This is a genomic window from Nonomuraea sp. NPDC049655 (assembly GCF_044465465.1).
Taxonomy (GTDB): Bacteria; Actinomycetota; Actinomycetes; order Streptosporangiales; family Streptosporangiaceae; genus Nonomuraea.
On sequence record NZ_JBITLS010000003.1, the window covers coordinates 818553 to 832548 of the forward strand.

13 protein-coding genes are annotated in these 13996 nt (G+C 70.7%); 7 read left to right on the forward strand and 6 right to left on the reverse strand.

Features of this window, described 5'->3' with window-relative positions; translation table 11 throughout:
• Positions 1 to 75: 75 nt before the first annotated feature.
• The 3 genes from ACIBQ6_RS13585 to ACIBQ6_RS13595 form a co-directional block, all read right to left on the reverse strand.
• Entirely contained in the window at positions 76 to 234 is a 159-nt protein-coding gene (locus ACIBQ6_RS13585; RefSeq protein ID WP_397212033.1) for a hypothetical protein, read from the reverse strand.
• Between the two features lie 82 nt (positions 235 to 316).
• Positions 317 to 478 (reverse strand): hypothetical protein, encoded by a 162-nt coding sequence (locus ACIBQ6_RS13590; protein WP_397212035.1) that lies wholly within the window; start codon positions 476 to 478, stop codon positions 317 to 319.
• 57 nt (positions 479 to 535) lie between these two features.
• On the reverse strand, positions 536 to 2683 hold the full coding sequence (locus ACIBQ6_RS13595) for a peptidase domain-containing ABC transporter (protein WP_397212037.1): 2148 nt from the start codon (positions 2681 to 2683) through the stop codon (positions 536 to 538).
• A gap of 461 nt (positions 2684 to 3144) precedes the next feature.
• Here ACIBQ6_RS13595 and ACIBQ6_RS13600 point away from each other — a divergent pair, with 461 nt between their 5' ends.
• Together ACIBQ6_RS13600 and ACIBQ6_RS13605 are read left to right on the forward strand one after the other, a co-directional pair.
• Positions 3145 to 3627 (forward strand): RNA polymerase sigma factor, encoded by a 483-nt coding sequence (locus ACIBQ6_RS13600; protein WP_397212039.1) that lies wholly within the window; start codon positions 3145 to 3147, stop codon positions 3625 to 3627.
• The gene (locus tag ACIBQ6_RS13605) at positions 3624 to 4550 is read left to right on the forward strand and encodes a hypothetical protein (RefSeq protein WP_397212041.1); all 927 of its coding nucleotides are present in this window, start codon (positions 3624 to 3626) and stop codon (positions 4548 to 4550) included. The genes ACIBQ6_RS13600 and ACIBQ6_RS13605 overlap by 4 nt, the downstream gene beginning before the upstream one ends.
• A gap of 83 nt (positions 4551 to 4633) precedes the next feature.
• Here ACIBQ6_RS13605 and ACIBQ6_RS13610 read toward each other — a convergent pair whose 3' ends face one another.
• Complete coding sequence (locus tag ACIBQ6_RS13610) at positions 4634 to 5428, reverse strand: neutral zinc metallopeptidase (RefSeq protein ID WP_397212043.1); 795 nt, start codon at positions 5426 to 5428, stop codon at positions 4634 to 4636.
• 88 nt (positions 5429 to 5516) lie between these two features.
• Between ACIBQ6_RS13610 and ACIBQ6_RS13615 the strand changes: the two genes are divergently transcribed.
• A complete protein-coding gene (locus ACIBQ6_RS13615) occupies positions 5517 to 5771 on the forward strand; it encodes a hypothetical protein (protein WP_397212045.1) in 255 nt (84 codons plus the stop codon).
• Between the two features lie 11 nt (positions 5772 to 5782).
• On the opposite strand, the gene ACIBQ6_RS13620 is transcribed toward ACIBQ6_RS13615, so the two are convergent.
• The gene (locus ACIBQ6_RS13620) at positions 5783 to 7237 is read right to left on the reverse strand and encodes a glycosyl hydrolase family 28-related protein (RefSeq protein WP_397212047.1); all 1455 of its coding nucleotides are present in this window, start codon (positions 7235 to 7237) and stop codon (positions 5783 to 5785) included.
• Positions 7238 to 7697: 460 nt separating this feature from the next.
• Between ACIBQ6_RS13620 and ACIBQ6_RS13625 the strand changes: the two genes are divergently transcribed.
• From ACIBQ6_RS13625 to ACIBQ6_RS13640, 4 genes are all read left to right on the forward strand, one after another.
• Positions 7698 to 8483, forward strand: a complete 786-nt coding sequence (locus ACIBQ6_RS13625) for a hypothetical protein (RefSeq protein WP_397212049.1) — start codon at positions 7698 to 7700, stop codon at positions 8481 to 8483.
• 12 nt (positions 8484 to 8495) lie between these two features.
• Positions 8496 to 9248 carry a hypothetical protein gene (locus ACIBQ6_RS13630; protein ID WP_397212051.1) on the forward strand — a complete coding sequence of 251 codons (753 nt, stop codon included), beginning with the start codon at positions 8496 to 8498 and terminating at the stop codon, positions 9246 to 9248.
• 637 nt (positions 9249 to 9885) lie between these two features.
• The gene (locus ACIBQ6_RS13635) at positions 9886 to 10014 is read left to right on the forward strand and encodes a hypothetical protein (RefSeq protein ID WP_397212053.1); all 129 of its coding nucleotides are present in this window, start codon (positions 9886 to 9888) and stop codon (positions 10012 to 10014) included.
• A 317-nt stretch (positions 10015 to 10331) separates the two neighbouring features.
• Positions 10332 to 12290, forward strand: a complete 1959-nt coding sequence (locus tag ACIBQ6_RS13640) for an ABC transporter ATP-binding protein (RefSeq protein ID WP_397212055.1) — start codon at positions 10332 to 10334, stop codon at positions 12288 to 12290.
• A gap of 56 nt (positions 12291 to 12346) precedes the next feature.
• Here ACIBQ6_RS13640 and ACIBQ6_RS13645 read toward each other — a convergent pair whose 3' ends face one another.
• Positions 12347 to 13990 (reverse strand): amidohydrolase, encoded by a 1644-nt coding sequence (locus ACIBQ6_RS13645; RefSeq protein ID WP_397212057.1) that lies wholly within the window; start codon positions 13988 to 13990, stop codon positions 12347 to 12349.
• Between the last annotated feature and the right edge of the window lie 6 nt (positions 13991 to 13996).

Here is a 13996-nt window from a genome sequence, read left to right on the forward strand (position 1 = left end):
ACGAGACCGGGCTTGTCGGAAGGGTGGCCGCCGCCTCCTGGGACAGAGGGACGGCGGCCGCGGGGTGATCGGAGATCAGTCCATCCCGCACCAGCCGGGCGGGTCGAAGTAGCACATCATGACGTCACCCCAGTCGGGGTCCTGCCCGCCGTTGAGGATGCTGAGCGCACTCTCGTCCAGTTCGGCGCCGATCGGGGTGATGTCCCCGAGTTCGGTACGCGGCTTGGCGTTCACGGAACTCTCCTTACAGTCGGCGGCGTCGCGGCCGCCGCCCCGCGGATGACGCGGAGTGGCGGCCCTGAGCCCTGCGGATGGATCAGTAGTCGTGCGTGCAGATGCCCGGCGGGTCGTACCACGACAGGCGCTTGCACTGCTCGTCGTCGTACATGCCGCCGTTGAGGGTGCTGAGCGCGCTCTCGTCCAGCTCGGCGCCGATCGGGGTGATGTCCCGGAGTTCGGTACGCGGCTTGATGTCCATGAAGGTCCTCCTCTCTTGTCGTTCGCCGGGAAAGAGATTGCCGATCAGCCCTTGGCATCAGCTTGTGCCGGCTTGAAGGGGCCTACCGGACAGTTGCGAACGGACGAGCGACGCGTACAAGCCGCTCGCCGCCACCAGCTGGTCGTGTGTGCCGCCCTCGACGATCCGGCCCCGGTCGAGCACCAGGATCAGGTCGGCGTCCCGGATCGTGCTCAGGCGGTGCGCGATCACGATCCGGGTCTGCGGGAGGGCGTCCAGATTGGCGCTCAGCGCCGCCTCGGTGTGAGCGTCGAGATGGCTGGTGGCCTCGTCCAGCAGGAGGATCTCGGGCCGGGCGAGGATGGCCCTGGCCAGGGCGATGCGCTGGCGCTGGCCACCGGACAGGCCCCCGCCCTCGGTGAGCAGGGTGTGGTAGCCGAGGGGCATGGCCAGGATGTCGTCGTGGACGCAGGCCAGCCTTGCCGCCTCCGCCACCTCTCGTGGATCGGCGTCGGGGCTGCCCAGCGAGATGTTGTCCGCGATCGATCCGGTGAACAGCGCCGGCTCCTGCGTGACCACTCCGAACCGGGGCCGCGGCCTGCGCGACAGCGGCGCGCCGTCGTACCGGATCCGGCCTTCGACCGGCGGGACCAGCCCGAGCAGCAGCCGCGCCAGCGTGGTCTTGCCGGATCCGGACCGGCCCACGAGCGCGACCTTCTGCCCGGGGGCGACGCGCAGATTGACCCCTCGGACGATCCAGGGGCTCTCGGGCGCGTACCTGAAGCCGACTCCGCGCAGCTCGATCCGGGTCCGCGGCGTGCCGGTCGCGGGCAGGGGCGGCGCCAGGGGTTCCGGTTCGGCCTCCCAGATGTCGGCCAGCCGGTCCGCCTGGGCACGGGCGGTCTGCAGCCCGCGCAGGCTTCTGGTCAGCGAGGCCAGCGGGGCCAGGGCGGCGGCGGCCAATGCCTGCACTCCCAGCAGCGCTCCCGGCGTGAGCACACCGTCAACCGCCTGCCACGCACCGGCCCACAGCAGAGCCAGCGGCGCGGCGAACCCCAGCGCCGCGAGCAGGCTGTCCTGCGCTCCCTGCGCCGACGCACCACGCCGCACCCACTGGGACTGGACGGTCAGCAGCTTCCCCCAGCGGTCCAGGACCTGGGTCTCCGCGCCGGCCGACTTGATCGTCTCGATGCCTCTGACGGCCTCGACCAGCAGCCCTTGCGCGTCGTTGCGGGCCTCCTGCTCGCGGTGCGCCAGGTCGCGCAGGCGCTGCCTGGTGAGGAGCAGCACCAGGATCTGCGCCGCCGCCAGGCCCAGGAGCACACTGCCGAGCAGCGGCGACCGTACCGTGACCGCGATCAGATAGCCGGCCGCGAGCGGCGCGTCGAGCAGGGCCGACAACACCTGGCCCGTGAGGACCTCCCGCAGCACGCCGGCCGCGTTGATCCGCGAGACCAGGTCGGCCGAGCCCCGGTGGGCGAAGAACCGGAACGGCAGGGCGAGCAGCCGCCGCGCCAGATCGTCGAACAGCACCGCGTCGGACCGCGACCGCAGCACGGCCAGCGCCCAGGCCCGCATCCCGCTCACCGTCAGATGGGCGAGCACCGCCCCGGCCGCGGCCGCCCCCAGCAGGGGCAGCAGCTCCACTTCGGCGCGGCCGAGCACCCGGTCGACCACGTTCTCCGTGACGACGGGCAGGGCCAGACCGAGCCCCTGAAGGAGCAGGCTGAGCAGCACCAAGGCGGCCACGAGAGCCCGGTGGTCCAAGACGCTGAACCGGACGTAGCGCGCCCACCAGGGCCGCCGATCCCCGAAGCGCCCGCGCTGGAATCCGGCCCCGGGAGCGAACGTGAGCACCACGCCGCTGTAGTCACGGGCGAACTCCGATCTGCCGATCCTGAACCGCCCGACGCCCGGATCGACGATCGTCACCACGTCCCGGGCCATGCGCTCCACGACGACGAAATGCTTGGCCCGCCAGTGGACGATGGCGGGGAACGGCAGCTCCGGCACCTGGGCGGCGGGCACCGAGAGCGCATGGGTGTCCAGGCCGTGCGCCCGGGCGACGCGCACCAGCGCGAGCGCGCTGACACCGTCCCGGCCCACGCCCATCTCGTCCGCCAGCGCGGGCAACGAGACGCGGTGTCCGTACGCGCCGAGGACCATCGCCAGGCATGCGGCGCCGCATTCGACCATGCTGTGCTGGAGTACGACAGGAACACGCATGAGCGGCAGTCTCCGTCCGCCTCCTTCGAAACCGCTGGTGCTCACTTGGAACGCGCGTGGGAGACCTTGGGAACCTGTGCGGCGTCGGCTGCTTCCTTGGTGAGCTGTCGCCGGGTGCCCGCGGTGTCGGACCGGCCAGAAAGTTCGGCTCTGCCACGACTGTTCACAGCTTCCTGCGCGCCATCCCCGCCCGCGCGATGACGCTCACTTGGCATGCCACCGATCTGCGAAGGCTGGAAGCACCTCTCCCTCGGGCGCGTACCTGAGGATGACGCGAAGCGCCGCCGCGAACTGCGCAGCCGACGAGTGGAACCACAGTGCGCTCTCAACGCGGTGATACTCACCCGGCTCGCGACATCTATCCGGTAGATGGTGCACGGTGCATCAGAACAGCACAGAGGAGACGGAGCGTGAGCGATGAGGCCGGCTTCCCCCGTATGTTCCACGAACACTAAGAGGCGGTGCTGCGCTACGCCTGGCGACGCGTGGGTCCGGTGGAGGCTGCGGACATGGCATCCGAGACGTTCAAGGTGGCCTGGGAGAAGTACCACCGCTTCCCGTCCGACCAGCCGTTGCCGTGGCTGTACGCGACCGCCCGGAACCTCATCTCGAACGCGATCAGACGAGACAACCGGCGAGACGCCCTCCTCTGGGACGGGTCCGTGATGCTCTCCGACACGGGGGAAGACCATGCCGCCGGCGTGGCCGCACGGCAGGAGGCGCTGGCCGCGTTGCGTGGACTGAGTGAGGCCGATCGTGAGTTGCTGCTGTTGATGTCGTGGGAAGGGCTCGACCTGCGTCAGGCGGCGGCGGTGGTGGGCTGTTCCCGGCCGACGGCCGCGATGAGGCTGCACCGCGCCCGTAAACGACTGCGATACCTGCTCTCCGAGGACGCACGACCCGTCGCCGAGCGCAAGCCGTCTTATGAGGGGAACATCCTGTGAACAGCGATCTCGACCAGCTCACCCGCCTGTTCCAGGCCCACGATCCAGCCCGGCACGTGCAGGCCCGGCCAGGTGATCTGACGGCAACGCTGGAAACCATCCTCGGTGACTCCGCCCCGGTCTCGGCCAAGCCACGGCGACGCTGGATCCGGCGACGGTGGCTCGCCCTCGTTCCCGTGACGGTCGTTCTGGTGGGCATGGCGATCGCTCTGCCGGTCCTGCTCCAGCCGAGGGAGGTGGGGCCGTTCATCGTGGGACCAGCGAAGGCGCTGGCGTTCGCCAAGAACGGCGATTACATCGATGTGCGGATCGTGGATCCCGACGCCGACCCTCGGCGGTTTCGTGAGGACTTCGCCGCGCACGGCCTGAACGTCACCCTGACCATGGAGCCCGCCTCACCGAGCCTGGTCGGCACGCTCGTCTCGGTGTCCGCTCCCCAGCGGACAGTGACCTTCCACGCCGACGGGTTCACCATCGACGGCGAACCCGGCGACAACCGCATCAAACTGATCAAAGGCACTGACTGCGGCCGCACGTGGTGCCAGGCCGGGGTGAGCATTCCCGTCAGCCTCCGCAGTCCTTTCGAGCTCATCTCCGGCCGTCCCGCCCGCCCCGGCGAGCGGTACGAGCTCACGGGCGACCCCACCGCGCGCGGCGAGATCCTGGAAGGAGCAGACCTGGCCAATCGCACGGTGGCCGAGGTCAAGGCCCTGCTCCGGGAGCGAGGTGCCACCGTCGAGTCCTACCATCAGGCCCCGCCCGAACCATTCCCTCGTGACGGAGCCGGATGGGATTACACCGCCCATGTCCTGCGCCCGGAGAGCGTCCCGGACGCGTGGTACGTCCACGAGGCGCTCGGAAGTCACGAGACGAACAGGGTCAAACTCGTCGTCGCCCCTCGCCCTTCGGCCCATCCACACTGAGGCGTCGCCCTGCCCAGGAGATCAACGCCCGCCCATGAGCGTCGCGCCGGCCAGGCGATGCGACAGACAGGGGCTCTCCGCGATCAGGAAACCTTGGACGAGGAGACCGTCCAGGTGTTGCACGCCTGCGGGGATCTGGCGCGGAAGCCCTTGTCGAGCCAGATGGCGATGTTGCGGCCCTTGCCGTGGTCGCGGTTCTTATACTGCTCGTCCCCGCTGTCGCGCGTTATCTGGAGCAAGATCTCCCAGTCTTCCTCGCTGCGTTGAGTCAAGGAGTCCCAGACGCTGCCGGTGAACACTCCGCCTAGGCACTCCGCCTGCAACTCCTTGCGGCGGATCTGCTCGTTCAGTTCACTCTTGTTCCGGTACGGATAGTGGTAGTAGCTGCGGCTGATCCCGGTGAGGTTCTGCACGTGGTGCCCGTACTCGTGGGCGGCCGTCTGGAACAGGAACAGGTCGGTGGAGTCGTCGAGCATGTTGTCGTCCAGAAGAACGAGAAAACGCCGTTCCGCCTTGCAGTAAATGGCTGCGGCGGAGCCCCAGGGCTCCCCGCAGTACTTGCGTGGCTTGGTGATGAATCCGATCTTGGCCTTGGCGAAGGGCATGCCTGCCCTCTTGAAGTGGGCGCCCCACGACCGGTTGAGACAGTTCAGCACCGCGGTCAGGTACCGCTTGGCGGAGGCGACGGTCTTCGGCCCGACTTCGCGCTCCGGGCACTGGCTCGCTTGGAGTTCGCCCGTACGGTACAGCTTGTTCGCGGTCAGAACTCGGGCCCGGATGGGGAAGGCGGACGCCGCGTGTGCTGTGTCCGACAACAAGGTGCCGGATAACAGCAGGCAGGCGAGCGTGGTTGCGGCGACAAGGGCGACGAAACGCATGATCGCCATCTTAGGAGGGGTGCCGGGTCTGGTGTCGGCGTTCTCATGCGGGCCCGGCGGGGCAGCAGGGACGCGGGCGTCCTGCCCTGTGCGCAACGAACCGCGCGGCCGTTGCCCTGTTGACCAGCTTCGGGCCGACGTCGAAGCCGAACGCTTCGACCTCGATGCCCCCGCGCGGGTTCCGGGCGAGTCGTCCGGCGAGGTGTGGCCGGTGTCGAGGTCGAGGGAGCCGGACGGGACCGTCGTGCTGCACCACCACGACACCCGCATCCGGCTCGGCGACCCGCAGCACGTTTCAGCTCACTGCTTCGATCGGTTCCAGACATCGGGCGCGAAGAGGTGATCGGGTGGCTCCTATCCCTGGTAACCGGGGATGGAGAGCTCCGGGACGGTGCTGCCGGCGCAACGGGCGCGCTGGTCGGCGGTGGGGGCGGCGTCGCGCATGCCCACGACCGGCACGGCGCGGCCGTCGGCGTAGGTGTTGTCGGACGCGGTGAAGGCCGCCGCGTCCCCGGCGACCTGGGAGACGTCGGGGCGGCCCGGGGTCCCGGCGAGCGGGTCGAGAAAGCGGTTGCCGAAGACGGCGATCGCCTGCTCGGCCCCGGTGCCGGAGAAGTTGCGCCAGTACATGATCCCGCTGTGGTCGGCGGCGGGCGTGACCGTGCTGACGTCGTAGACGTTGCCGCAGACAACGACGTCCTGGAAGACCTTGGGGGCGTTGGTCACGTCGTAGGTGTAGAGCAGTAGCGCGGTGCCGTACAGGAGGTTGCCGGCGATGGTCGCGCCGGTGCCGTTGCGCACCTTGAGCCCGCCCCTGGCGTCCTGGGGCCAGCCGCGCAGCCAGTTGCCGGTGATCCGCAGGCCGTCGAAGCCCCAGGCGTACACGCCGTGATCGCTCTTGGCGCGGCTGCGCGGGTCACGGTTGACGATGTTGCCGGAGACGGTCGCGTTGATGTCGCCCTTGATGCTGATGCCGCGCTGGATGTGGCCGAGGGCGGCGGGCAGGCCGGTACGGCGGCGTACCTCGGCGAGGCGCGCGGCCGGGGCCTGGGACCAGGAGCGTCCGCCGGCCCAGGTGCTCAGCCATGCCGTCGAGGACAGGTCGGCGCCCAGGACGTTGCCGCTGATCGTCAGGTCGCGGGTGCGGTAGGTGAACAGCGGGGCGCCGCCGTCCACCTGCCGGTCCGACAGGAAGACCGAGTCCTGAACCTTGGCGCCGACCACGTTGGTGAGAGCCACGGCGACCTGGGCCGAGCTCGTCTGCTGCTCGTCGCCCCCGGTGGGCGTCTCCCCGTCGCCCATGCGGTTGACGAACACGCTGCGCCGGATGATCGGCCCGGTCTTGTAGGGGCTGTTGACGTCCAAGCGCAGGCCGTCGAACACCACGTTGTCCAGTACGGGCGTACGGTCCCAGCGGTTGGCGTAGGTGGTGTCGGCGAGGGCCGCGTTGGTTGTGCTGTGCAGGATGGCGGGTGTGTCGGGGTCGCCGAGGATGGAGGCGGGCTTGCTCCAGTCGAGGCCGCCGGTGATGCGGTAGAGGCCGCCCGGCAGGTAGAGGCAGCGTCCCGAGGCGTACGCGGTGGTGATCGCCTGCCGCATGCTCGCGGTGTCGTCGGCCTGCCCGTCGCCCTTCGCACCGGCGTCGGCGACGGCGTTCAGCACGCCACCCGAGCAGGCCGGGTCCGCGGCCACCGACTCCGGCACCGCAGGAGCGGCACCGGCCATGGCCGGCTCGGCACCGAGCCCCGACACGACGATCACGCCCGCGACCAGCACCTTGCGCATCCGCCCTGCGTTGCTTGCTCGCATCGCCCGACTTCCTCCGGTTTCCCCCGACGCCGGCCGCGACGCGGTTGCCGCGCCCGCCCGTTCAGCAAGGTGATCTTGCCATACCCTGCCGCCGGACAGGGCTGCAGCATCGGCTGCGGCGGGACATCGTCAAGGTTGTGCATCGGGCCGACGCGGCACCGAAGACAAAGCTGTACGCCCGCCTCGGACTCCCGCTGGTCCATCGCCCCGCACAACGAAAAGCCCTGGTCGCTGCCTCCAGCGACCAGGGCTCTATGGGCGGGGTGGCCGCGAGGTCAGCCACCTGGAATCCCAGGCGCATGCGCCCATCGTCCACGGACGATCGATTTCCGGCAGTCTCCCGGTTGACGGAGGGGCTCTTCGGTGCCTGGCCGAAGAGATTGTGCGAACTCCGGCGCCGCTTGACCATGGCAGGCGAACGGCCGGTTCCGGCCCGTCCCTGCCTTGTGGAGGGTTCAGCATGCGCGCACTCCGCAGATCGACGGTCGTCGCGGCCGTCCTGGTCCTGCTCCTCGCCGTCGCCGGCACCGCCTCGGCCGACCAGGTCTCCAACGGCGGCACCGTGTACCGATCCACCGCCCTCTGCGTCGACGTGGGGTCCACCATCAGCAACCCCGGCGGGGCCATCGAGTCCAGCACCACGGTCGACAGCCTGACCCGCATGTACGTCCCGGTCTGGAAGCAGTGGGTGGACTGCGCCAGGACCTGGGACCGGCCCCCCTGGAACATGGCCGCCAAGCTGCAGCTCCTCGTCTACGACTTCGCCACCTCCGCATGGGGCCTGTGCCGGAGCCCGCTCGACCCCGTCAACGGCGACGGGTTCATCTACAGCAACTTCACCGGGTCGCACATGTTCATCAACTGGAACTACGGCGGCAACCCGCCGCTGCCGCCCTGCGGCACCGCCTGGTACGCCACCTACAGCGGCGGCTACGTCTACAACGGGGAGTGGTACGGCGGCTGGGTGCCCTCGGGGAACATGTGGTTCGCCTGGCCCTTCTACGCCGCCCGGGCCGAGGCTCAAGCTGCGCGCCCGGAGCCGCCCGCCTGGCTGCGGCCCGACGGCGGCATCGACTGGGCCACCGCCCCCAGCGAGATCCCCGTCCACAACGGCACGACGCCCGCCGGCCACGTGTCGGTGCGGGAGGCGTTCGCGCCGCCCGCCGCGCCGCCCTCGGTGGTCCAGAAGAACCACCCGCCGATCCCCGACGGCGTCGTGGTCCGCATGACCTCGGCCGGGAACTGAGAAGGAGGCACGATGCGAGGACAACCCCGGACGGCCGCCAGGCGGGTGCGCCGTGCCCTGTGCGCCGTCGCCGCGACCGTCCTGGTCCTGATCACCTCGGTCGCCCCGGCGCACGCCGAGGACGGCCGGGCCAGTAACGAGGACTACGTCTACCGCTCCAACTTCCTGTGTGTCAGCGTCCACGCCGAGGTGCGTGACTTCAGCAGCATCGACGCCGGCTCGTACAAGTCGGCCTGGGTGGACACCTGGGTGCCGACCGGCACCATCCCGTGCGCCCGCCAGTGGTCGCTGCCCGCCGGCTACCTCGCGGTACGGCTGATCGTGCTCGTCTACAACTTCGACAGGCAGGAGTGGGGCACCTGCCAGGGCATGGACTCCGGCTTCCGCTACACGCCCGACGTGACCAGCCACGCCGACTGGTACATGTGGGACGGCTACGGCTCCAACCCCGCCCCCTGCGGCACCGCCTGGTACGCCTCGCTGGGCTTCGGTTACGCCTGGAACGGCTCGTGGTACGGCGGCTACCTGCCCTCGGGCAACGTCTGGCTCACATCCAAGTACGGCCTCCAGGCCAAGACGCCACCAGCGCAGCCGCCGCGCCCGTCCTGGATCAACGGCGAGGGCGGGTTCGACCCGAGCGGGCTCCCGGACCGGCTGCCGATCATCGGCGCCGACGGGCATCCCACCCGGACGGACTCCGGCGCCGTCGCCACCGTCGACAGCGCGACCCTGTTCGGCCCGCCGCCCACCCGCCCGGCGGGTTAGGCCGGACGGCCGAGCCGCCCCGCGACGGACAGCGTGCGGGTCATGGTCAGCCCCTCCCCGGGGTCCCCTCGGGGAGGGGCTGACCATGACCTCGGCCAGTCCGCGCGACAGGGCTGGCCCGAGCCCGACGCCGGAGTGGTCGTCGCGGTCGCCGGGCCGCTGGAGGTGCTGGAAGACCCGTCGTGCGGCGGCGGTGCCCGAGCACGCAAGCTCGGCGCACGCACGCTCGACGCCTGGACGAGGGACGATCCGGGAACATCGCGCTGGTATCGAACCAACGGCTTCACCGAGGGTGAGCACTACCTCCACGTCTACGCGAACTACTACACCGATCCCGGCGAGCCGGACAGGGCTGTCGGTGAGCGCCGGCCAGGACCACGGCCCATGGCGATCTTCCTGCATGCCGGCTTGCCGGCCGGCGGAACGCCTGCGGGCGACATGGAACGCGTTGGGTGGGCAGGACCTCAAGGTCGCCGAGGACGTCGGAAGTGTCTTCGGCGCGGCTCTGCACCTGGTGCCCCGTTCCTCTGTCCAGCCAGGTCAGTGCCGACCTCGCGCGAATAGTGTGCCCGCGAGGTTCCGTCACCATCGTCTTCCGGGTGGGGCGCGTGCGTGTTGAGGTGATCGCATGACCCCCATGAGCGCCATCAACCGGACAGCCGCCGCGGGAATGATCGTGCTGACACTGGCACTGGCGTGGACCGGCATCGAGCTTCAACGCGTCGCGGCAGACGGGGCCGCACCGTCAACAGCAGGCGGGTGGTGAGCTCAGCGGAAGCGGCGCTGCCTGACGTACGGGCGTTGCGTTCGTGGGGCCGTTCCGGGGGCCCTCATGCGCCGGATCGCGCCCGCTCAGCCAAGCGGCAGATGCCGGGCGACATCGAGCACGAGACCGCTCATCCTCGGAGATCTGCCCGCCGCCCTCCACCATGAGCCTGCGACCGCCTCGCCGAGCGAGGTCCGCCGGCAGCCAGGGCAACGGGGGGCCCGCGTCGACGCCACGATCACACGCACGACATCGCCATCCGGGCGAGAAGGGACGCCGACGGCAAGCGGAAGAACCGAGAGAACGGAGCCTCGTCCGTGACGGTAAGGTCCGAATCTGATCCTCCCCCTGCCGACCACACCGGGCAGCGGGCCGCCGTGCAGGAGCCCGCCACGGATCCGATCTTCGGAGGCGGCCTCCAGTACAGCATGGGATGGGCGCGGCACGAGGCCGACCTGGCGGTCGGCTTCGGCGTGATCATGCGTAAGCTGCCCTCGCTGATCGGCATCTGCCTGCGGCTGTCCTGGCGAGCCGACCCGGCCGCGCTCGTGATCGTCGTGGCCTGCCAGCTCATCGTCGGCGCCGCGACCGCGTTCGGCCTGCTGGCCACCAACCGGGTCCTGCAGCAGATCCTCGCGGTGGGGCCCACCCCCGACCGCGTCAGGGCCGCCGTGCCGGCGCTGGTCCTGGTCGCGGCCGCCGGCATCAGCGTCGCGGTGTTGACCGCCTGGTCCGGTGCCGCCTCCGGCCGGCTCCAGCCGAAGGTCGAGCACCTCGCCTACGACGAGCTCCTCAGCCGCGCCGCGAACGTCGAGCTGCTGCACTTCCAGGGCGCCCAGTTCCACGATCTCCTGGAGGCCGCGCAGTTCGGGGCCGGATGGATCGACATCGTCATCGATCAGGTCATCCGCATGCTGAAAGCGCTGATGGGCATGACCGCCGCCGCCGGCGTCCTGGGTGTGCTGCACCCTCTGCTGCTGCCGCTGCTGCCGCTCATCATCCTGCCGCGCGCCTGGGCGCTGGTGCGCTCCACTCTGCGCCGCAAGGCCTCCCGCCTGCGGTGGCTGACTCCCCTACGGCAGCAGCGCAGCCTTGCCCAGCTCCTGGTCGGAGCCGACCCCGCCGAGGAGATCCGCGCGCACGCCGCCGGGGACTTCCTGCTCCGCCACCACGACCGGATGGCCCTGCGCTCGGCGCGGGAGCAGGCCCGACTCGCCCGCGCCGACGCCGGAGGCGAACTGCTGGCCGGGGGACTGAGCGGCCTGACGACGGGCGCCACCTACGTGGTGCTCGGCTGGCTCCTGATCACCGGACGCATGCAGCTGGCCGCCGCCGGCACCGCCGTCCTGTCCATCCAGACCGGCACCAGCCAGCTGGGCAACCTGATCTATTCGATCAACAACGTGTTCGAACACGGCCTCTACACCGAGGACTGGGCCGCCGCCTGCCGCCAGGCCGAACGCCTGGCCATCCCCCGCGACGGCACCGGCCTGCGGCGGGCCGACGGTCCCGACCTGATCGAGGCACGCGGCCTGCGCTTCAGCTACCCCAACGCCGACGAGCCCGCCCTCGACGGCGTCGACCTGGCCATCAGCCGCGGTCAGATCGTCGCCCTGGTCGGGCACAACGGCTCCGGGAAGACCACGCTGGCGAAACTTCTCACCGGCCTCTACCTCCCCGAATCCGGATCGGTCACCTGGGACGGCACACCCACCACCGACCTCGACCGAACCCAGCTCTTCGACCAGGTGGCCCTGCTGTCCCAGGGCTACGAACGATGGCCCTTCACCGTGTCCGCCAACGTCGCCATCGGCCGCCACACCACCGGCCCCACCCCCGAAGCGCTCGCCTGCGCCGCCGCGGCCTCCGGCGCCACCGATCTCATCGCCTCCCTGCGGGACGGCTGGGACACGCTGCTCGCCCCCGAGTACCAGGGCGGGGTCGACCTGTCGGGCGGGCAGTGGCAGCGCATCGCGGTCACCCGCGCGTACTTCCGCGACGCGCCCGTGCTGGTCCTGGACGAGCCGACCGCCGCCCTCGATCCCCGCGCCGAGGCCGAGACCTTCGCCGGGGTGCGCGCCCTGGCCGGCGGACGCACGGTCATCCTCATCACCCATCGCCTGCACTCGGTGCAGCACGCCGACCGCATCTTCGTCCTGCAGGACGGCCGGGTCACCGAGAGCGGCAGCCACCAGGAGCTGCTGGATCTCGGCGGCGAATACGCGGAGCTGTGGTCGCTGCAGGCGGCCCAGTACGGCATGGGCACCACCCCGTGATCCTGACCGGGCTCCCCCATCCTCGACGGGGGACCGGTTCACTCGGCGGCGGGCGGTCAGAAGGACGGATGCGTGTGCACCCGTCGTCCCTCCACGTAGGTGGCGAGGACGGTGATGCCGCCCAGGTCACCGGGGGGTACGGCGAACGGGTCGGCGTCGGTGACGATGAGGTCGGCGAGCTTGCCGGGCTCGATGGTCCCGGTCCGGGTGTCGAGGTGGTTGAGCCGGGCGGTGCCGATCGTGTACGCCGACAGGGCCGCCGCCACCGGGAGGCGCTGCGCGGGCAGGAACGGCCGCCCCGATCCGTCGGGGAGCATCCGGTTGACGGCGACGTGGATGCCGAGGAACGGGTCCGGGCTGCTGACCGGCCAGTCGCTGCCCGCGGCGAGGGCGGCGCCCGAGCGCAGGAGGTCGCCGAAGGGGTACTGCCAGGCGGCGCGCCGGTCGCCGAGGAAGGGAATGGTCAGCTCGTCCATCTGCGGCTCGTGCGCCGCCCACAACGGCTGGATGTTGGCGGTGACCTCCAGGGCCGCGAACCGTGGCACGTCGTCGGGATGGACGACCTGGAGATGGGCGATGTGATGCCGGTTGCCCTTGCGCCCGTTGACCTTGAGCGCCGCCTCGAACGCGTCCAGCGCCTCGCGGGCGGCCCGGTCGCCGACGGCGTGCACGTGGACCTGGACCCCGACGGCGTCCAGCCGGGTGACGTGGGCGCGCAGGTCCTCGGGCCCGACGAAGCTGATGCCGCTGTTGCCGGTCCGGCATCCACAGCCGTCCAGGTAGGGGGAGGTCATGGCGGCGGTGTAGTTCTCCGCCACGCCGTCCTGCATGATCTTCACGCTGGTGGCTGCGAACCGTCCGGTGGTGGTACGGCGGGCGAGCAGTTCGGGGATCTGCTCCTCGCCCCGGTCCCGATCCCACCACAGGGCGCCGACCACGCGCCCGGTGAGCGTCGAGGCGTCGGCGGCGGCTTCGTAGGCGCGCTGGACCTCCGGGCCGACCATCGCGTCCTGCCAGGCCGTCACTCCGGCCTGGTGCAGGCGTCGCTGGCCGGCCTGGAGGCCGCGGAGCAGGTCCTCGTCCGTGGGCTCGGGCACGTGCCTGCCCACGAGCGAGGCTGCGCCCTCGTGCAGGGTTCCTTGAGGGGTTCCGTCGGGTTCGCGCTCGATGCGCCCGTCGTTCGGGTCGGGGGTTCCGTCGTGGACCCCGCACAGCCGCAGGGCCTCGGTGTTGACCCATGCGCCGTGCCCGTCCCTGTTGGTCAGGTAGACCGGCCGGTCGGGGACGACCTCGTCGAGGGCGATCCGGCTCGGCGTGCCGCCGGGGAACCATTCCATGGACCATCCGCCGCCGGAGATCCAGCGCACCTCGGGATGGGCCGCGGCGTACGCGCGGACGACGGCGAGGGCGTCGGCGGCGTCCCGCGCCTCGTGCAGGTCGCACCGGGTCATGGAGAGCCCGGCCAGCACCGGGTGCACGTGGGCGTCCTGGAATCCGGGAAGCAGGGTCCGGCCGGCCAGATCGACGGTCTCGGTCCGCGGGCCGGCCAGGTCGCGCACCTCCTCGACCTCGCCGAGCGCCAGGATCCGCCCGTCGCGTACGGCCACCGCGCGGCTGGGAGCGCCGGCCATGGGACGCACCCGGCCGTTGAGGAACACGATGTCAGCAGATTTGTCGGCAGTTCTGTCGGCAAAAGTCATGTAAGT